General features: G+C 74.0%; 18 protein-coding genes. 11 read left to right on the top strand and 7 right to left on the bottom strand.

Translation table 11 applies throughout. The features are described from left to right. Window positions 1–15: 15 nt before the first annotated feature. The 4 genes from AB0O53_RS10865 to AB0O53_RS10850 form a co-directional block, all read right to left on the bottom strand. Window positions 16–192: a hypothetical protein gene (locus tag AB0O53_RS10865; RefSeq protein ID WP_168714754.1), complete on the bottom strand. Its 177-nt coding sequence runs from the start codon at window positions 190–192 to the stop codon at window positions 16–18. Between the two features lie 102 nt (window positions 193–294). Continuing rightward, window positions 295–1,560 (bottom strand): TerD family protein, encoded by a 1,266-nt coding sequence (locus tag AB0O53_RS10860; protein ID WP_350994813.1) that lies wholly within the window; start codon window positions 1,558–1,560, stop codon window positions 295–297. Window positions 1,561–1,604: 44 nt separating this feature from the next. Further along, window positions 1,605–1,844, bottom strand: a complete 240-nt coding sequence (locus tag AB0O53_RS10855) for a hypothetical protein (protein WP_350994811.1) — start codon at window positions 1,842–1,844, stop codon at window positions 1,605–1,607. A 149-nt stretch (window positions 1,845–1,993) separates the two neighbouring features. After that, window positions 1,994–3,517, bottom strand: coding sequence for an aldehyde dehydrogenase (NADP(+)) (locus AB0O53_RS10850; RefSeq protein ID WP_350994809.1), 1,524 nt, complete (start codon window positions 3,515–3,517; stop codon window positions 1,994–1,996). A gap of 127 nt (window positions 3,518–3,644) precedes the next feature. Between AB0O53_RS10850 and AB0O53_RS10845 the strand changes: the two genes are divergently transcribed. The 10 genes from AB0O53_RS10845 (at window position 3,645) to AB0O53_RS10800 (ending at window position 13,918) form a co-directional block, all read left to right on the top strand. Further along, window positions 3,645–4,427, top strand: coding sequence for an IclR family transcriptional regulator (locus AB0O53_RS10845; RefSeq protein ID WP_350994807.1), 783 nt, complete (start codon window positions 3,645–3,647; stop codon window positions 4,425–4,427). Between the two features lie 105 nt (window positions 4,428–4,532). Beyond that, complete coding sequence (locus AB0O53_RS10840; RefSeq protein ID WP_365194595.1) at window positions 4,533–5,603, top strand: hypothetical protein; 1,071 nt, start codon at window positions 4,533–4,535, stop codon at window positions 5,601–5,603. Beyond that, window positions 5,603–6,895: a sensor histidine kinase gene (locus tag AB0O53_RS10835; RefSeq protein WP_350994803.1), complete on the top strand. Its 1,293-nt coding sequence runs from the start codon at window positions 5,603–5,605 to the stop codon at window positions 6,893–6,895. Before AB0O53_RS10840 ends, AB0O53_RS10835 begins: the two co-directional genes overlap by 1 nt. Next, window positions 6,892–7,575 (top strand): response regulator, encoded by a 684-nt coding sequence (locus AB0O53_RS10830; RefSeq protein ID WP_350994801.1) that lies wholly within the window; start codon window positions 6,892–6,894, stop codon window positions 7,573–7,575. Before AB0O53_RS10835 ends, AB0O53_RS10830 begins: the two co-directional genes overlap by 4 nt. Window positions 7,576–7,637: 62 nt before the next feature. Further along, on the top strand, window positions 7,638–9,086 hold the full coding sequence (locus AB0O53_RS10825; protein ID WP_350994799.1) for a peptidoglycan D,D-transpeptidase FtsI family protein: 1,449 nt from the start codon (window positions 7,638–7,640) through the stop codon (window positions 9,084–9,086). Between the two features lie 74 nt (window positions 9,087–9,160). After that, window positions 9,161–9,637 carry a GNAT family N-acetyltransferase gene (locus tag AB0O53_RS10820; protein ID WP_365194591.1) on the top strand — a complete coding sequence of 159 codons (477 nt, stop codon included), beginning with the start codon at window positions 9,161–9,163 and terminating at the stop codon, window positions 9,635–9,637. A gap of 134 nt (window positions 9,638–9,771) precedes the next feature. Beyond that, window positions 9,772–10,479, top strand: coding sequence for a DsbA family oxidoreductase (locus tag AB0O53_RS10815; RefSeq protein WP_350994795.1), 708 nt, complete (start codon window positions 9,772–9,774; stop codon window positions 10,477–10,479). An 86-nt stretch (window positions 10,480–10,565) separates the two neighbouring features. Continuing rightward, window positions 10,566–11,627 (top strand): aminotransferase class V-fold PLP-dependent enzyme, encoded by a 1,062-nt coding sequence (locus AB0O53_RS10810; RefSeq protein ID WP_365194587.1) that lies wholly within the window; start codon window positions 10,566–10,568, stop codon window positions 11,625–11,627. A gap of 30 nt (window positions 11,628–11,657) precedes the next feature. Further along, on the top strand, window positions 11,658–12,779 hold the full coding sequence (locus tag AB0O53_RS10805; RefSeq protein ID WP_350994791.1) for an amidohydrolase family protein: 1,122 nt from the start codon (window positions 11,658–11,660) through the stop codon (window positions 12,777–12,779). 188 nt (window positions 12,780–12,967) lie between these two features. Continuing rightward, complete coding sequence (locus tag AB0O53_RS10800; RefSeq protein WP_350994789.1) at window positions 12,968–13,918, top strand: SCO1860 family LAETG-anchored protein; 951 nt, start codon at window positions 12,968–12,970, stop codon at window positions 13,916–13,918. 113 nt (window positions 13,919–14,031) lie between these two features. Here AB0O53_RS10800 and AB0O53_RS10795 read toward each other — a convergent pair whose 3' ends face one another. Both AB0O53_RS10795 and cobC read right to left on the bottom strand, forming a co-directional pair. Further along, window positions 14,032–15,264 (bottom strand): CapA family protein, encoded by a 1,233-nt coding sequence (locus tag AB0O53_RS10795; RefSeq protein WP_350994787.1) that lies wholly within the window; start codon window positions 15,262–15,264, stop codon window positions 14,032–14,034. Between the two features lie 151 nt (window positions 15,265–15,415). Further along, window positions 15,416–16,885: an Rv2231c family histidinol phosphate aminotransferase CobC gene (cobC, locus tag AB0O53_RS10790; protein WP_403139910.1), complete on the bottom strand. Its 1,470-nt coding sequence runs from the start codon at window positions 16,883–16,885 to the stop codon at window positions 15,416–15,418. Window positions 16,886–16,969: 84 nt separating this feature from the next. On the opposite strand from cobC, the gene AB0O53_RS10785 reads away from it, so the two are divergent. After that, window positions 16,970–17,695, top strand: coding sequence for a ZIP family metal transporter (locus AB0O53_RS10785; protein ID WP_350994783.1), 726 nt, complete (start codon window positions 16,970–16,972; stop codon window positions 17,693–17,695). Window positions 17,696–17,706: 11 nt separating this feature from the next. Here the strand turns inward: AB0O53_RS10785 and AB0O53_RS10780 are convergent, their stop codons facing one another. Beyond that, the gene (locus AB0O53_RS10780; protein WP_365194825.1) at window positions 17,707–19,101 is read right to left on the bottom strand and encodes a cobyrinic acid a,c-diamide synthase CobB; all 1,395 of its coding nucleotides are present in this window, start codon (window positions 19,099–19,101) and stop codon (window positions 17,707–17,709) included. Between the last annotated feature and the right edge of the window lie 4 nt (window positions 19,102–19,105).

Raw genomic sequence — 19,105 nt, 5'->3', positions numbered from 1 at the left:
CCGGCATCGCGGGCCTCAGTGGGCCGGGGAAACCTCCGCGCGGGAGGCCTCGGCCCACTCGGCGAGCAGGAACTCATACGCCTCGGAGGGCCACTCGCCGTCCACCCTGGTCTCCACGAGGTGCCGGATCGCCTCGTTCGCCTCGGCGGCGGACGGGCGGGCGGGCCCCGCGGGTGTGAAGGTCTCGTGCATGCTTCCAAGGCTACGGGCGGGCACTGACAGCCACCCACGGATTACGCGTGGCATCCATCACCCGCGGACCCGTCCGGTGGCCGCCCGTGCCCGCCCACCTGCTCAGAGTGCCTGCGCGGCGGGCTTGACCATGCCGCGCACTGTGCGCGACTTCACAAACTCGCCCATGGCCGTCATCTCCCACTCGCCGGAGAACTGACGGATCAGCTTCGCCATCATCACGCCCGTCTGCGGCTCGGCGCTGGTGAGGTCGAAGCGCACCAGCTCCTCGCCGCTGGCCGCGTCGATCAGGCGGCAGTAGGCCTTGGCCACGTCGGTGAACTTCTGGCCGGAGAAGGAGTTGACCGTGAAGACCAGCCCCGTGGCGTCCGCCGGGAGCCGGCCGAGGTCGACGACGATCACCTCGTCGTCGCCCGCGCCCTCACCGGTGAGGTTGTCCCCGGAGTGCTTGATGGCGCCGCCCAGGATGGACAGCTTGCCGAAGTAGCAGCTGTCGATGTGGTTGCGCTGCGGGCCGTACGCGATGACGGAGGCGTCGAGGTCGATGTCCCGGCCGCGGAAGGCCGGCTCCCAGCCCAGGCCCATCTTGACCTGCGAGAGCAGCGGGCGGCCGCCCTTGACCAGGGAGACGGTCTGGTTCTTCTGGAGGCTGACCCGGCCCTTGTCCAGATTGATCTTCCCGGTGGCGGGCGGGGCCGCCGGGGGCGCGGCGGGAGCGGGGGCGGCAGCCGGGGCCGGGGTGACCGGGGCGGGGGTGCCGGCACCGGCGGTGAGCCAGGGGGAGGGCTGGTGGACCGTCGGCCGGGCGGGCGGAGCGGGGGGTGCCGCGGGGGCGGCCGGTGCCGGCGGGGTCACGGCGGCCGCGGGAGCCGGTTCCTCGTCCACGCTGACTCCGAAGTCGGTGGCGATGCCGGCGAGGCCGTTCGCGTACCCCTGGCCGACCGCGCGGACCTTCCACACGCCGCCGCGCTGGTAGATCTCCACGACGACGAGCGCGGTCTCGGTGGCCAGCTGCGGCGGGGTGAACGAGGCGATCACCGCACCGCCGTCGGCGTTGCGCACGGTGGCGGTGGGCTCGATGCCCTGGAAGGTCTGCCCGGCGGCGTCGGGGCTGGCCGTGACCACGATCCGCTCGATGCCCGGGGGCACCGCGGAGGTGTCCACGGTGACCGAGTCCGGCGCCGCGCCGCCGCCGGACCGGTAGGCGACACCGGGCCCGGAGGGCTGGTTGAAGAAGATGAAGTCGGCGTCGGAGCGCACCTTGCCGTCCGCCGTGAGGAGCAGCGCGGACACGTCGAGCCGCACCGGCGCAGCCACGTCGACCGTCACGCTGACGGCGTTGAGCGGCAGGTTGGATCCAGGGGTCATAGCGGTCATGCCCGGAGAACGAGCGGAGGTGCTTTGCCGTTCCCTTACCTTCGGGGGATATTTCCGCCCCGGTTGCGGGGGTGGTTCTTGGCGGTGCGCTCGTTGCCGAACTTGTAGGAGCCGGTCCAGCGGGCCATCACGAGCTGCGGATCACCGCCCTCCACTTCGGCCAGGAACGCGGCGGCGCGGTTCCCGCGCAGGGTGGCCGCGGCGCGGCCCTGGTGGGTGATGACGACGCAACCGTCGCGCCGTACGTCGTACGTGAACCCGTGTGGTCTCGGCATGGCCCGCAGCCTGCCCCGCGCGGGGCGGGGCGGGCAACGGGATTGTTCGTGCGCGAGGGGCGGCCGGTGCGCGGGGCGCCGGGGCGCCGGGATTCGGGACGCCGGCGCGGTCGCTGCTCCCCGCCGGTCGGCCGCCGGTCGGAGGCGGGTCAGTCGCCGGTCACCCGGCGCGGGAGGCCCAGCGGATTGGCCTCGCGCAGCTCTGCCGGAAGGAGTGCGTCCGGCACCGACTGGAAGGCCACGGGCCGCAGCCAGCGCTCGATCGCCGTGCCGCCCACCGAGGTGGAGTGCGAGGTCGCCGCCGGGTACGGCCCGCCGTGGTGCTGGGCCGGGGCCACCGCGACCCCGGTCGGCCAGCCGTTGACGACGATCCGGCCCGCCAGCTGCGTGACCTGCCCGATCAGCTCGGCGGCCGGGCCGGGGGCGCCCTCGGCCTCGGCGGCCGACAGCTGGAGGGTGGCGCTCAGGTTCCCGCCGAGGCGCCCGAGGACCGCGCCCGCCTCGGACCGGCCCGCGTACCGGACGACGACGGTGACCGGGCCGAAGCACTCCTCCAGGAGGACGTCGTGCCCGTCGCCCGCGAGGAGGTCCTCGGCCCGCACCGTCAGATAGCCCGCCCCCACGGTGTGCTCGCCGCCCGATCCCGGGGTGACGGGGGCGTCGACGCCGGGCAGCGCGGCCCGCTCGCGCACCCCGGAGACGAAGTTCTCCCGCATCCGGTGGTCGAGCAGCACGCCGGGCTCGGTCTCGCCGAGGGCCTTGGTGAGCTCGCCGGTCAGCCGGTCGCCGTCCGGGCCGTCGGGCACCAGGACCAGGCCGGGCTTCACGCAGAACTGGCCGACGCCGAGGGTGACCGAACCGGCCAGACCGGCGCCGATCTCCTCGGCGCGCTCGGCGGCGGCGGCCGGGGTGACCACGACGGGGTTGAGGGAGCCCAGTTCGCCGTGGAAGGGAATGGGTACGGGCCGGGCGGCGGCCGCGTCGAACAGGGCCCTGCCGCCCCGGATGGAACCGGTGAATCCGGCGGCCGCGACCAGCGGGTGGCGGATCAGCTCCAGACCCGCGTCGAACCCGTGGACCACGCCCACCACTTCGGGCGGGAGCCCGTTCGCGACGGCCGCCCGGCGCAGCAGCGAGGCGCACAGCTCGGAGGTGGCGGGGTGGTCGGGGTGGGCCTTGACGACGACGGGGCAGCCCGCGGCCAGCGCGCTCGCGGTGTCCCCGCCGGGGACGGAGAAGGCGAGCGGGAAGTTGGAGGCGGCGTAGACGGCGACCACGCCGAGGGGAACCTTGTAGCGGCGCAGCTCGGGGCGCGGCGGGGTGAGGGAGGGGTCGGCGCGGTCGATCCGGACGTCGAGGTAGGACCCCTCGTCGACGGCGTCGGCGAAGGCGCGCAGCTGACCGGTGGTGCGGGCCAGTTCGCCGGTGAGCCGGCCCGGGCCGAGCGCGGTCTCGGCGTCGGCGGCCTCGATGACGTGGGCGGCCGCCTCGTCGAGCAGGGCGGCGGCGGTGCGCAGGAAGGCGGCGCGGACGGTGGCGTCCGCGAGCGGGCCGCGCGCGGCGTGCGCGGCCCGTACGGCTTCGTCCACCTCGCGGGGTGTGGCTTCCACCGCAACCTGCTCGCGCTGCTTCCCGGTGCGGGGGTCCACACTCCAGACTGGTGTCGTTGTCATGGCCCACTGCCTCCTGGATCGTTCAGTATTCTGAACGCAGTTCCGGTGGATGAATGATCACATCTGCTGCGGACTCTATTTCCGGGTCCTCCGCGTGACAAGAGGCGACCAGAGGGGAAGCAGGCGCATGACGACGACCGAGTCGGGGATCCCCGCCCAGGCGGCACCGGTCAAATCGGCGGTCCGGACCGTCCTGCTGCTGGAGCACTTCGCGGCCAGGCCGGGGCTGCACAGCCTGGCCGACATCCAGAACGACCTCTCCCTGCCCAAGTCCAGCCTCTACATGCTGCTGCGCACGCTGGTGAACCTCGGCTGGGTGGAGACGGACGCGACGGGTACGCGGTACGGCATCGGCGTACGGGCCCTGCTCGTCGGCAGTTCCTACATCGACGGGGACGAGGTGGTCGCCGCGGCCCGGCCCACCCTGGACCGGCTCTCCGACGACACGACGGAGACCATCCACCTGGCCCGGCTCGACGGGACGAGCGTGGTGTACCTGGCCACCCGGCAGTCCCAGCACTACCTGCGGCCCTTCACCCGGGTCGGGCGCCGGCTGCCCGTGCACTCGACGGCGCTCGGCAAGGCGCTGCTCGCCACGCACTCGGACGCGGAGGTGCGGGCGCTGCTGCCGCGGCGGCTGGAGGCGGTCACCGAGCACACGATCACCGACCGGGAGCAGCTCATCGAGGAGCTGGAGCTGGTGCGGGAACAGGGGTACGCGCTGGACCGGGAGGAGAACACGCTCGGGCTGCGCTGCTTCGGGGTGGCCGTGCCGTACCGCACGCCGGCCCGCGACGCGGTGAGCTGTTCGGTGCCGGTGGCGCGGCTGACACCGGGGCACGAGCAGGTCATCAAGGCGGCGCTGTTCGAGGCGCGCGACCGGCTGTCGGTGGTGACGCGCCGCATGTGACGGTGCGTGGGACGTCGGGTCCCGGACGGTTCCTCCCCCGCGCGGGGGAGGCGGTTCCCCAATGAGGGGGAGGTGGCGGGCCGCCGCGCACGGGACCGTTGGGGCATGACCACACGGGACGCTCGCACGAAGCACGCACCGCAGTACTCCGCCTCCGCCCCCTCCCCTTCTGCCCCCTCCCTTTCCGCGCCCTCCCCTTCCGTGCCCTCCTTCGACTCCGCCCCGGCTCCCGCTCCGGCAACCGGGGCCGGGGCCGGGAGGCGCGTCCTCGCGGCGGCGGCCCTGGCCGCGACGGCGCCGTACCTGGCGCTCAAGACCGCCTGGCTGGCCGGGAGCCGGATCGGGATACCGGACGGCAGCGTGCTGCTGGAGGCCGGCCCGTTCCTCACGGTGGCCAATGCCGTCACGCTGGCCATGGACGCGTGCGTGATCCTGCTCGTCCTGGTCCTCACCAGACCCTGGGGGCTGAGAACGCCCGCCTGGATGCTGACCGTTCCGGTGTTCACCGCCACCGGCCTGCTGACCCCGATCCTCCTCGGATTCCCGGGCCAGCTGCTCGTCCGGGCCCTGGGCTTCGGGGACGGCCCGGAGGTGGCGGCCGCGCGGGAGCCCTTCCTGGACTCCTGGGTCTTCATCGTCGTCTACACGGGATTCACCGTCCAAGGACTCGCCCTGGCCGGGCTGTTCGTGCCCTATGCGCGTCGGCGCTGGGGCCGGCGCTGGCAGGGCGCGGCGGGAGAGCGGCTGCCGTCGTCCACGGGGGTGGTGGCGGCAGCCGCGGCCTCGGGAGCCCTGGTCCTGGCCGCGTCGTTCCTCTACTGGGCCTTCGGCGGCACCGCCGGGCTGAGTGCGGAGCGGGCCGAGGCGTTCTCGGCGGAGAGCGCCGTCGGATCCGTGGCGCACGCGATGTGTGCGCTCGCCGCGGGAGCGGGAGCGCTGCTCCTGGCCCGCGGCGGGGCGCTCCGGGCGCGGTGGCCGCTCGGGCTCGCCTGGGTCGGTGGCGCAGCGACCCTGGCGTGGGGCGCCTGGCTGCTGAACGCCTCGCTGGGGCCGCAGCTCGGCGACGGTGAAGGACCGTCCGCCGCCGCGCAGTTGATCTACGCTGGCCAGATGGTCACGGGAGCGCTCACCACCGCCGTCCTCACCCGGTTCCTCATATCCCGACGCGAGAGCTGATGCGCCACGGCGCGGGCCGGCTGCTGGGCGCGCGGGCCCGACTGCGGTGGGTCCACCAGATCCTCGGCGGCGCCCTGCTGATGCCGTACTTCCTCCTGACCTCGGTGGCCGTCGGCTCGGCGGCCGGCGGAGCCAACGCCCTGTCCTCCCTGCCGCTGTCCCTCGCCGCCTACGCCGCGGCCCTGCCCCTGGTCGCCGCCACCGGGATGTACGCACTGGTCCGGCCGCTCTCGGTGACCGCCGTCCGGGCCATGTGCGCGGTGCCGGGGGAGCGGCTCGCCGAGGGGCCGGCGCGGTCATGGGCCGCCCGGGTGCGGGCATCGGCCTGGTGGACCCTGCACCTGGGGGTCGGAGCGCTGGTCAGCGGAATGACGCTGGCGGTGCCGCCCATGGCGGTGGTGCTGATCGTGCTGCCGTTCGTGAGCGGACTGCGCGAGGTCCGGCTGGGTTTCGGGTGGTTCAACACCGGTGTCGAGACGTACACGGCGCCGCTCCTCGGGATCGCCCTGCTGGCCGCACTGGCCGTGTGCGCGGCCGGGGCGGGGGAGCTGCTGGCCCGGCTGGCGCCCGTCCTGCTCGGGCCCACGGCGGCGGACCGGCTCGCGGCGGCCGAGGAGCGGGCGGCCGACCTGGCCGTGCGCAACCGGCTGGCCAGGGAGCTGCACGACGCGGTCGGCCACGCGCTCAGCGCCGTCACCCTCCAGGCGGCCGCGGCCCGGCGGATGCTGGACCGCGACCCCGACTTCGTACGGGAGGCGCTCACCGCGATCGAGGACACCACCCGGCGGACGGTGGGCGAACTGGACGCCGTACTGGGCCTGCTGCGCGAGGGGGACCCGGACCGGCCGGACGGTGCGACCGCCCCCGCGCCCACCCTCGCCGCCGACCTCGACGGGCTGCTGGCCCGCACCCGCGCCGCGGGCACCCCCGTGACCGCGCACCAGGACCCCGGGCCCGCGGGGGACTGGGCCCGGCTCCCGGAGACCACCTCCCGCGAGGCCTACCGGATCGTGCAGGAAGGCCTCAGCAACGCACTGCGCCACGGCGCCGGCCCGGTGGACCTGCGGATCCTCGTCCGGGCCGGCCACGACACCGCACGACGAGAACTGGAGATCACCATGACCAATCCGCCCGCCGCGCCCGAGGGCCGGGAGCCCCGCACCACCGGGGGCCGCGGGCTGCGCGGTTCCGCGGAGCGGGCCGCACTGCTCGGCGGCAGCGTCGAGGCCGGCCCCGACGGGGACCGGTGGCGGCTGCGCGCGGTCCTCCCGCTGGCCGGCGGCGGCCGATGACCGCCGCGGCCCCGGGGGGCCGGCCGCCGCTGCGCATCGTGCTCTGCGACGACGAGCGGATGGTCCGCACCGCGCTGCGGGTCATCCTGGAGGCGGAAGCCGACCTGGAGGTCGTCGGCGAGGCCGCCACCGGCGCCGAGGCGGTCCCGCTCGTGCGGTCCCTCGCCCCCGACGTGGTGCTGATGGACGTCCGGATGCCCGAGATCGACGGCATCCGGGCCACCGAGCAGATCCTCGCCACCATGGCCGAGCCGCCCAGGATCGTGGTCGTCACCACCTTCGAGAACGACGCCTACGTCTACGAGGCGCTGCGCGCCGGAGCCGTCGGCTTCCTCCTCAAGCGCGCCGACCCCGACGAGCTGATCGGGGCGGTCCGGATCGTCGCCCGCGGGGACTCGCTGCTCTTTCCGGCCGCCGTCCGCTCCCTCGCCGCCACCCACGCGGCGGCCGCCGCCCCGGCCACCGCACCGTGGATCGCCCGGCTCACCGACCGCGAGGCCGACGTACTGCGCCTGATGGCCACCGGACTGTCCAACCACGAGATGAGCGAACGCCTCGGGGTCGGCCCCCAGACGGTCAAGACCCACGTCGCGTCGGTCCTCGCCAAGACCGGATCCCGCGACCGCACGCAGGCGGTCATCGCGGCCTACGAGGGAGGATTCATCATGAGGAAAGCCTGAGAAGTCGGCCACAATCGGGGCAGAGCGGAACGCTTGGAGCCGCCGGGACGTCTTTTCGGGCGATGAACAAAACGATCAGGCGTGCGTCGGTCTTCTGTCTGCTCCTGGTGCTGGCCCTGCTGGTCCGGGTCACCTGGGTGCAGGCGTACCAAGGCCAGGCCCTCGCAGACGACAAGCACAACCGCCGCAATCTCATCGGGCAGTACGAGAACCCGCTGGGCAACATCATCGTGGGCGGGGAGGCGATCACCGGCTCGGAGAAGACGGGCGGCAAGGACTTCGGCTACAAGCGGACCTATGTCGACGGCCCCCTCTACGCGCCCGTCACCGGCTACAGCTCGCAGGCCTTCGGCACCAGCATGCTGGAGGGCGTCTACAAGAACGTCCTCAACGGTTCCGACAGCCGGCTGAAGACCGTGATGGACATGCTCACCAACAAGCGGGCCGACCCCGGCAACGTCCTCACCACCATCGACAAGGACGTGCAGAAGGCCGCCTACGACGCGCTCCAGGGCAAGCAGGGCGCGGCCGTGGCCATCGACCCCGCCACCGGCGAGATCCTCGCCGTCGTGAACAACCCCTCCTTCGACCCGGGCAGCATCGCCGGCGCCAACGACCAGAAGGCATGGGACGCGCTCTCCGCCGACAAGGGCAAGGCCCTGGAGAACGTGGCGCTCCGCAAGCCCCAGGCGCCCGGCTCCACCTTCAAGCTGGTCACCCTCACCTCCGCGATCGAGAACGGCCTGGTCACCGACATCGACCGGCAGACCGGCATCCCCGACCCGTACACGATCCCCGGCACCCGCACCCCGCTGCCCAGCGAGGCGGGCTCCGCGGCCTGCAACAACGTCTCGGTGCGCACCGCCCTGCGGCTGTCCTGCAACAACGTCTTCGCCGAGCTGGCCTCCAAGCTCGGCCAGGACAAGATGCGCGCAACCGCCGAGAAGCTCGGCTTCAACACGCAGATCGACACCCCGGTCCGCACCAACCCGCCGAGCAAGTACCCGTCCAAGAAGATGTCGATCGACCAGGTCGCGCAGACGGGTATCGGCCAGTTCGACGTCCAGGCCACCCCGCTGCAGATGGCCATGGTCACGGCCGCGATCGAGAACGGCGGCAAGCTCGTCGCCCCGCACATGGTCTCCGAGGTCACCGACGCCAACGGCAACGTGCTGGAGAGCTTCAAGGACCCGAAGTCCCAGCAGGTCATGAAGGAGAAGACGGCCTCGATGGTCCGGGACGCCATGCGCACGGTCGCCACCGAGGGCGGCGGCAAGCCGGCCCAGGTGCCGGGCGCGGAGGTGGGCGGCAAGACCGGTACCGCGCAGCGCGGTGTGAACAACAGCCTCGCGCCGCTGGCCTGGTTCACCTCGTACGGGAAGGCGAACGGCAAGCAGATCGCCGTGGCCGTGGTGATCGAGAACTCCGACACCGACCGCTCCGAGATCGGCGGCGGCAAGCTCGCCGCACCGATCGCGCAGAAGATGATGCAGGCCTGGCTGAAGAAGTAGCGGAAGGCGAGCACGCGGGGCTCCGCGCCCGACGCGCCGGGAACCGACGGGGTTCCCGGCGCGTATCTGTCTTCATGATCAGGAATGCGCGACCCGCCGACCTCGACGCCATCGCCGCCCTGCACACCAGGGCCCGGGCCACCTACTACCAGGGCCACATACCCGAAGAGGCCTACGCCGGCGAGGCCGAGCTGGCCCGCACCCGCGAGGGCTGGACCGCGGCCGTCGCCCGCGAGGCCGCCGAGGGCGGGGTGCTGTGCGCCGAGGAGGGCGGCGAGCTCACCGGGGTCGCGGCCTTCCAAATCCAGGAGGGCGGGACCACCCTCACCCAGCTCCACGTCGATCCGGTCCGCTGGCGCCGGGGCACCGGGGCCGCCCTCCACGGCGCCTGCCTGGAGGTCTGGCGCCGCGCGGGCATCCGCCGGGTCCGCCTGGAGGTCTACGAGCACAACCTCCGGGCCCAGGCCTTCTACGCCGCCCAGGGCTGGGCGCCCGACCCGTCCGCGCCCCCGTCGGGCAGCCACCTCACCCTCTGGCTGGACGTCGTCTGAGACCGCGTGGCCGGCCCCGCCCGCCACGCGGGATCCGTCGTGTCCGGGGAATGAGACGGCAGGGCGGTTGGTTCACACCACTGATGGTTGAACAGCAAACCGTCACCCCAGCGACCCCGGAGAGAAGAAGGATCATGCGCGTCGAGATCTGGAGCGACATCGCCTGCCCCTGGTGCTACATCGGCAAGGCCCGTTTCGCCAAGGGGCTGGCCGAATTCGCGCACCGCGACGAGGTGGAGGTCGTCTTCCGGTCCTTCGAGCTCGACCCGGGCAGCCCCAAGGGCGTGACCGCCCCCGTCGTGGAGATGCTCGCCAAGAAGTACGGCCGCACCCTCGACGAGGCGCGCGGCATGGAGGAGCACGTCGCCGCGAGCGCCCGCGCCGAGGGGCTGACGTACCGGACCGAGGGGCGCGACCACGGCAACACCTTCGACATCCACCGCCTGCTGCACCTGGCCGGCGCCAGGGGCCGGCAGGAGGAGCTGCTCGACCTCGCCTACCGGGCCAACTTCGGCGAGGAGCGCTCCGTCTTCGACCCGGAGGTGCTGATCGCGCTCGCGGTCGAGGCCGGTCTGGACGAGGCCGAGGCCCGCGCCGTCCTCGCCGACGGCTCCGCCTACGCCGACGAGGTCCGCGCCGACGAGCGCGAGGCCGCCGAGCTGGGCGCGAACGCCGTGCCGTTCTTCGTCCTCGACCGCCGCTACGGGATCTCCGGCGGGCAGCCGGCCGAGGTGTTCACCCGGGCCCTGGAGCAGGCGTGGGCCGGGCGCGAGGTGGAGGAGCCGGCGGCCGCGGCCGACGCGTGCGAGCCCGACGGGGCGTGCGCGGTCCCGCAGGCATAAAGTCCCGCAGGTATAAGTGTGACTTGGAGTGGGCGAGTAAAACTCGCCAATGGACTTTGAGTGCTTCCTGGCGCAGAGTTGACGGCATGGATCTTTCGATCGCCGAAGCGACCCGTGCCGAGTTCGCCCACTCCACCACCTATCTCAACTCCGCCAACTGCGGGGTCGTCCCGCGTGCCGCCGTCGCGGCCGTACGGGAACTGGCCGAGGCGGCGGGGGCCGGGATCCCCACCGGCTTCGGCGACTTCGACCGCGTGAACCGGGCCCGCGCCTCCTTCGCCCGCTTGGTCGGGGTGGACGCCGACCGGGTGGCCGTCGGCTCGGCCGTCTCCACCCATGTCGGCCTCGTCGCGGCCTCGCTCCCCTCCGGTGCGGAAGTGCTGTGCCCGGAGGGCGACTTCGCCTCCGTGATCAACCCGTTCGTGGTGCGGGACGACCTCAAGGTGCGGTTCGCGCCGCTGGAGTCCCTCGCCGAGGCCGTCGGCCCCGCCACCGCCCTGGTCTCGCTCAGCGCCGTACAGTCCGCGGACGGACGCAAGGCCGACCTGGCGGCGGTGCGCGGGGCGACGGCCGCGCACGGGGCCCGGATGCTGGTGGACGCCTCGCAGGCGGCGGGCTGGCTCCCCTTCGACGCCTCGCCGTACGACTACACGGTCGCCGTCGGCTTCAAATGGCTGCTCAGCGTCCGCGGGGCATCCTTCATGACCGTGTCGCGCGAGGCCCAGGACACCCTGACCCCGCTGCACGCCGGCTGGGTGGCGGCGGAGTCCATGTGGGACGCCGTCTACGGGCCGATGCCGCGACTGGCCGACTCCGCACGGCGGTTCGACGAGTCCCCGGCCTTCCTCGCCTACCACGCCGCGGAGGTCTCGCTCGCCCTCATCGAGCGGATCGGCATCGAGGCCGTGCACGCCCACGACACCGCCCTGGCCGCCCGTTACCGCGCCGGACTGGCGAGCCTCGGCCACGAGCCCGTGCCCGGCGATGCCGCCATCGTCTCCGTGCCGGGCCTGGACGCCCGGCAGCCCGCCCTGCAGGCGGCCGGCATCCTCACCTCGGCCCGCGCAGGCCTCCTGCGGGCCTCGTTCCACCTGTACAACACGGAGGCCGACGTGGACCGGCTCCTGGACGTGCTCTCCGCCTCCTGACGCCACGGGGTCCGCACGTACAGTGCCGCCATGAGCGATGTGAGCGATGTGCGCGATGTGAGCGGCACGGGCGACGTGCTGCACGTGAAGGGGCGGGTGCTGGTCGGGCCCGACGAGGTCCGCGACGAGCTCTGGGTCGTCGGCGGGCGCGTCTCCTACGAGCGCCCGCCCGGCGCCCGCGAGGTCACCACGGTCACCGGCTGGGTCCTGCCCGGGCTGGTCGACGCGCACTGCCACGTGGGACTGGACGCGCACGGCCCGGTCGACGCCGACACCGCCGAACGGCAGGCGCTCACCGACCGCGACGCGGGCACCCTCCTGATCCGCGACGCCGGCTCGCCCTCCGACACCCGCTGGATCGACGACCGCGAGGACCTGCCGAAGATCATCCGGGCGGGCCGGCACATCGCGCGCACCCGCCGCTACATCCGCAACTACGCCCACGAGATCGAGCCGGCCGACCTCGTCGAGTACGTCGGCCGCGAGGCGCGGCGCGGTGACGGCTGGGTCAAGCTGGTCGGCGACTGGATCGACCGCGACGCCGGCGACCTGACGGCCTGCTGGCCGCGCGCCGAGGTCGAGGCGGCCATCGCCGAGGCGCACAGGCTGGGTGCCCGGGTCACCGCGCACTGCTTCGCCGAGGACTCCCTGCGCGACCTCGTCGAGGCGGGCATCGACTGCATCGAACACGCCACCGGCCTCACCGAGGACACCATCCCGCTGTTCGCGGAGCGCGGGGTCGCCATCGTCCCCACCCTCGTCAACATCGCCACCTTCCCCAAGCTCGCGGCGGGCGGCGACGCGAAGTTCCCCCGCTGGTCGGCGCACATGCGGCGGCTCCACGAGCGGCGCTACGACACCGTCCGGGCCGCCTACGACGCGGGCATCGAGGTCTACGTCGGCACCGACGCCGGGGGCTCCCTGCCGCACGGGCTCGTCGCGGCGGAGGTCGCCGAGCTGGTCAAGGCCGGGATCCCGGCACTGGACGCCCTCTCCGCGACGGCCTGGGCGGCGCGCGAGTGGCTCGGCCGGCCGGGGCTCACCGAGGGCGCGCCGGCGGACCTCGTGGTCTACGACGCCGACCCGCGCGCCGATGTGGGCGTCCTGGCGCAGCCGCGACGGGTGGTCGTCGACGGCAGGGTCAGGGCCTGAGCGCGGTGCGGTGAGCGGCGCCGCAAATCGAAATCCCGCACGGAAACCACCCGTTGGGGTGAAGTGACCTCAGGTAGCTGCCCCGTCACCCACATTGAGTAAGGATTCCCAGGGTCGAAGCCGTCGGCGCGCGCGATGTCCCCCATTGGCCGCGCGACGGCACCCAACTCCCCGGGGGTTCCACCACCTTGAACAGCAACACCTTCCGCATGCCCGCGGCCGTTCTGCTCGCCACGGGAGCGGTCGTCCTGCTCACCGCACCGCCCGCCTCCGCCACGGGAGGCACCCCCGCCGGCGGAGAGGGCAGGTCCGGTGCCGTGGTCCTGCGCACCGGGCTGGACGTGGGCCTGCTCAACAAGACCGTGCACGTCCCGCTGAAGGCGACCCTCAACGAGGTCAGCGCCCCCGCTAAGGCCGAGAAGACCGCGCTGACCGTCACGCTGGACGGGGTCGAGGGGAACAGGCCGGTCAGCGTCCTGCGCGCGGACGTCGCCACCTCCAAGGCCACCGCGGACAAGACGAAGGCGGAGGCCGAGGCCAACCTGGCCAAGGCCCGCGTGCACGTCCCCGGGCTGCCGCTGCTCTCGCTGATCGAGGTGGAGAAGGTCACCTCCAAGGCCGTCTGCGAAGCCGGCAAGAAGCCGGTGGCCAGTGCGAACGTCCTGGGCACGGTGACCGCGCTCGGCAAGAAGGTCACCCTGTCGGCGGGCGGTCCCACCAAGGTCGAGGTGCCGGGGGTCGGCATGGTCAGCCTGGAGCTCTCCAGTACCGAGACCACTTCCACCACGGCCGCCGCGGCCGCGCTCCGGCTCAAGGTGGCCGTGAACCCGCTCAGCCTGAACGTGGCACAGGTGGACGGCGAGATCGTGCTGGCCGAGGCGCACTGCGAGTCCCCCAAGGGCTCCGCCCCGACGACGAAGGCGTCCGACCAGCCCGACATCAAGACCCAGACCGGCACCGGCACCGGCAGCGGTACCGGTACCGGCGGCGCCACCGAAGGCTCGGGCACCACCGCGAACGCCAACCTCGCCGAGACCGGCGGCGGTTCGCTCACCCCCTACATCACCGGCGGTGCGCTGACCCTGCTCGCGCTCGGCGGCGGCGCGCTCTTCCTGACCCGCCGCGGCAAGACCCAGTAGAGCCGCCGGGCGCTCCCGGCCCGGAGGCCGGCGCCCCCGGTCCGCGGGCCCACCGTGCGGCGCGGCCGGGGTACGGGACCGCGCCACCCGGCGAGCACATCGGAGGGGAGTGCTCAACGGGTGGCGTGGGCCAGTCCCTGTCCGCCCGCGCCCCGCGACAGCACGGCGTCGGTGACCTGCCGGTCGATCCGGGCGTACTCGTCGCGCTTCGCGGCCGGCAGCGCCTCGTCCGAGGCCGCGCAGGAGGCGCAGACGACGCGGAACGGCGGGCCCATGTCCGAGTACTGCGTGAGGTACTCGGCCTTCACCACCTCCCAGCGGCCCGGCCGGTCGGCCGCCGGGGCGAAGGTGAAGCGGGGGACCGAGGACTGGTTGCCGCGCAGCTTGTCGGCCGGGACGAAGCTGGCGACCTGGTCGCCCATGCCGAACACCACCCAGGTGCCGTTGATCTTCTCGTAGGGCTGCGGCACGTGGTTGTGCGTGCCGATGATCAGGTCGATGTCGGGGAGGCCGTCGGCCGAGCGGGAGGCGGTCAGCGCCTGCGCCAGTTCCTTCTGCTGCTCGTCGGGCGCCGTCTGCCACTCGGTGCCCCAGTGGACGCTCAGCACCACCACGTTCGCCCCGCCCGCCCGGGCCGCGCGGGCGTCGGCGATGATCCGGTCCTTGTCGATCAGGTTCACGGCCCACGGCTTGTCCCGGGGGAGCGGGATGCCGTTCGTGCCGTACGTGTACGACAGCTGCGCGACCTTCGCGCCGCCCGCGGAGAGCAGGGCCGGTGCCTTGGCCTCCTCCGCGCTGCGCGCCGAGCCGACGTGCGGGATGCCGACCCGGTCCAGGTGCTCCAGGGTGCGGGCCAGGCCCTCGTAGCCGTCGTCCAGCGTGTGGTTCGAGGCGGTGGAACACCCGTCGTACCCGGCGTCCTTGAGCGCGTCCGCCAGCTGGTGCGGGGCCTTGAAGGTGGGATAGCCGGTGTAGGGGCCGCCGGGGCGCCCGTACGGTATCTCGTGGTGGCATATCGCCAGGTCGGCGGCGGAGACCAGGGGTTTCACGCCCGCGAGTATCTTCGTGAAGTCGTACTCCCCGGCCTTGCCCGCGTCGTCCCCCGCCCGCTGGATGATCGACGGGTACGGGATGATGTCCCCCGTCGCCAGCAGGGTGAACGGCTGCCCTGCCGGAGCCGCGGGCACCGTCGGCGGGGACGTCGCGCCCCGGTCCGGCCCGTTCCCCAGGCGCTGCCCGGCGGCGGAGCCGCCGTCCCCTTCGAGCAGCTGCGGTACGGCGTACAGCGCGCCGCCCGCGACCACCAGTGCGGCCAGCGCCGTGCCTATCGCGGCGGATGCCTTCACTTTTCTGCCCCCCGTTGTTCGTCAGCCCGATGCGGGGATCCTCGAACGGCCCCGCCCCCGCAGCCATCGTAGGTGGGCCGTTCGGGTGAACCCGGGCCCGGAGCCCGGAGAAACGTGCAGGTCAGGGAACGGGGGGCAGGAAAGCGGGAGGTCAGCGGGAGGTCAGGGCGAGGGCGCGGTCCAGGGCCTGCAGCAGCCGGCCCGTCGTCGCCCGGTCGCGCACCGCCAGCCGGAGCCAGGTCCGGTCCAGCCCGGGGAAGGTGTCCCCGCGGCGGACCGCGAAGCCCAGGGCCCGCAGCCGGGTGCGGACCTCCGCGCCGTCCGCCACCCTGATCAGGACGAACGGCCCCTCCGCCACGCCCGCGACCTCCACCTCGTCGAACTCCGCGAGCCCCGCCAGCAGGTGAGCCCGGTCCACCGCGATCCGCCGGGCCGCCTCCTCCGCCTCGGCCAGCGCCGCCGGAGCCACGCAGGCCTCGGCCGCCACCAGGGCGGGCGTGGACACCGGCCACAGCGGCTGCGCCGCCGCCAGCTTCGCGATCACCTCGGGCTCGGCCAGCACGTAGCCGATCCGCAGTCCCGCCAGGCCCCACGTCTTCGTCAGGCTCCGCAGCACCACCAGACCCGGCAGGTCCGTCCGGCCCGCGAGGGCTTCCCGTTCGCCCGGGACGGCGTCCATGAAGGCCTCGTCCACCACCAGGATCCGCCCCGGCCGTGCCAGCCGTGCCAGGTCGACCGCGGGGTGCAGGACGGACGTCGGGTTGGTCGGATTGCCGATGACCACCAGGTCCGCGTCCTGCGGCACGGCCGCCGGATCGAGCCGGAACCCGTCCGCGGCCCGCAGTACCACCCGCTCGACCTGGTGACCGGCGTCCCGCAGGGCCGCCTCCGGCTCGGTGAACTGCGGATGCACCACGACCGGCCGTACGGCGCCCAGGGCCCGCGCGATCAGTACGAACGCCTCCGCCGCCCCGGCCGTCAGCAGCACCCGCTCGACCGGAAGCCCGTGCCGCGCCGCCACCGCCGCGCGGGCGGCCCGCCCGTCCGGATACGCGGCGAGGTCCCCGAGGGAGGCGGCGATCCGCTGCTTGAGCCACTCCGGGGGCGTGTGCGCCCGTACGTTGACCGCGAGGTCCACCAGGGCGGAGCCCGCGTCCACCACCTCGGCGTCCCCGTGGTGGCGCAGATCGTGCGCCTCGGCCGTGGCCACCGCGCAGGTCGCCGAGAGCGAGCGCCGCTTGGGCACGAGGAGTTCCCCGCCCGCCACCAGGGCGGCGGCCTCCGCCACCGAGGGGGTGCCGGTCGCGGCCCGTACCGCCTCCGAGGGGTGCGGTACGGCGACGGCGGCCAGCCGGTCCGCAGGATAGCCGAGAAGGGGCACGCCGAAACGTTCCGCCGCGCCGGCGATCCCCGGCTCGGCCGCCTTCACGTCCACCGTGGCCAGCGCCGTGACCGACTCCGCGGCCAGCCCGGCGCCCCGCAGGGTCTCCTCGACCAGGGCGCAGACCTCCTCGACGGAGACCCCCGCACGGCCGCCGACCCCGACCACCAGCCGCGTCGTGTACTCGCCCACTCCGGGGCCTCCCTCCGTAGTCACCGTCACCGGCACCTCACCCGACATCGGTCATTCATTCGTCAACACCGCTCCGCGGGCCCTCCGCGCGCGGACGTGCGCGCGGGCCGGGGAGTCTGTATTCAGGGGCACATGGCCGTGATCGTGGCGCTGGGCGCGTTCCTGATGACCCTGCTGGGCGGTTGGACGGCGCAGCGCGTCACCGACCGCCGCCACCTCGTGCTGGGCCTGGCCGGCGGGCTGATGCTCGGCGTCGTCGGCCTCGACCTGCTCCCCGAGGCCCTGCACGCGGCCGGCAGGGAGGTCTTCGGCGTCCCGCTCGCCCTGCTGCTCTTCGTGGCCGGCTTCCTGGTCGCCCACGTCGTCGAACGGCTGCTGGCCGTGCGGCAGGCCGCGCACGGCGCCGAGAACGGCGCGCGCGTCCCGCAGGTCGGGCTCACCGCCGCCTCCGCGATGGTCGGCCACAGCCTCGCCGACGGCGTGGCACTGGGCGCGGCCTTCCAGGTCGGCGGCGGGATGGGCGTGGCCGTCGCGCTGGCCGTGATCACCCACGACTTCGCCGACGGCTTCAACACCTACACGCTCACCAGCCTCTACGGCAACGACCGCCGCAAGGCCCTGATGATGCTCTTCGCGGACGCGGTCGCCCCGGTGGTGGGAGCCGCGTCCACTCTGCTGTTCACCCTTCCGGAGGAACCCCTCGGCGCGTACCTCGGGTTCTTCGGAGGCCTGCTGCTCTACCTCGCGGCCGCCGAGATCCTGCCCGAGGCGCACCACAAGCACCCCGCCCTGTCCACGCTGATGTGCACGGTGGGCGGGGTCGCCGGGATCTGGCTGGTGGTGGGCATCGCGGAGTGAGCCGGCGGGTCTCACCGCCGTGCTGCCGCGGCTTCCCGTACGGCCGCCGCGTGCGCGGCCGCGGCCTCGGCGAAACGGCGGGCGACGGACGGCTCCGCCGCCCAGTGCGTGTGCAGGTAGCTGGCGTGCACACCGCCCCGGACGAAGCCCTCGACCCGGCGCTCCGGGTGCGTGAACCCCCACGCGGGAGCCGCCCCGGCGCCCGGCTCGATCACCGTCCGGTGGAACTCGTGCCCGCGCAGCCGGGTACCGGCCGCCGCGAGCGAGCTGTCGGAGACCGCCACCGCCTCGCGGTAGCCGAGGGTCAGCCGCTCCGACATCCGCGCGTCCGCGTCGAGCACCCCGCACATGGGCTTCCCGTCCAGCGACCGCGCCAGGTACAGCAGCCCGGCACACTCGGCCGCCACCGGACCACCGGCCGCGGCGAAGGCCGAGACCGCCGCCCGCAGCGGTGCGTTGGCGGACAGCTCGGGCGCGTACACCTCGGGGAACCCGCCGCCGATCACCAGGCCGCCGGTGCCCTCGGGCAGCGCCTCGTCCCGCAGCGGGTCGAAGGTGACGACCTCCGCACCCGCCGCCCGCAGCAGCTCGGCGTGCTCGGCGTACGAGAACGTGAACGCGGCCCCGCCGGCCACGGCGACGACGGGCCGGCCGGACGGTGCGGCGTCCCCGCTGCCCGCCCGTGCGGTCGCCGGCGACCACGGCTCGCAGGGCAGCGGCGGGGCCGTCCGCGCCAGCGCCATCAGGGCGTCCAGGTCGCAGCCCGCCCGCACCTGTTCGGCCAGCGCCGCCACGGCGGCCAGCGCGTCGGCGTGCCGCTCGGCCACCGGCACCAGCCCCAGGTGGCGCGACGGCGTGGCCACCTGCGGGGCCCTGCGCAGGACGCCGAGCACCGGCATCCCGGCCTCCTCCAGGGCCTCCCGCAGCATCACCTCGTGCCGGTCGGAGCCGACCTTGTTGAGGATCACGCCGCCGAGGCGCACCTGCGGGTCGAAGGACGCGAAGCCGTGCACCAGCGCCGCGACCGACCGCGACTGCGAGGACGCGTCGACCACCAGCACCACCGGCGCCCGCAGCAGCTTCGCCACCTGCGCCGTCGACGCCAGCTCGCCCCGGCCCGCGGCCCCGTCGTAGAGCCCCATCACGCCCTCGACCACGGCGAGGTCGCAGCCGGCCGCCCCGTGCGCGAACAGCGGGGCGACCAGCTCCGGCCCGCACATGAAGGCGTCCAGGTTGCGCCCCGGCCGGCCGGTGGCCAGCGCGTGGTAGCCGGGGTCGATGTAGTCGGGCCCGGCCTTGTGCGGGGACACGGCGAGGCCGCGCTCCGCGAAGGCCGCCATCAGGCCCGTGGCCACGGTGGTCTTGCCGCTGCCGGACGACGGCGCGGCCACGACCAGCCGGGGCATGTCG

It is taken from the genome of Streptomyces erythrochromogenes (assembly GCF_040684695.1).
Classification (GTDB): Bacteria; Actinomycetota; Actinomycetes; order Streptomycetales; family Streptomycetaceae; genus Streptomyces; species Streptomyces erythrochromogenes_C.
The sequence above is the reverse complement of the archived record's forward strand: the minus strand, read 5'-3'. Positions and strand labels throughout refer to the sequence as shown.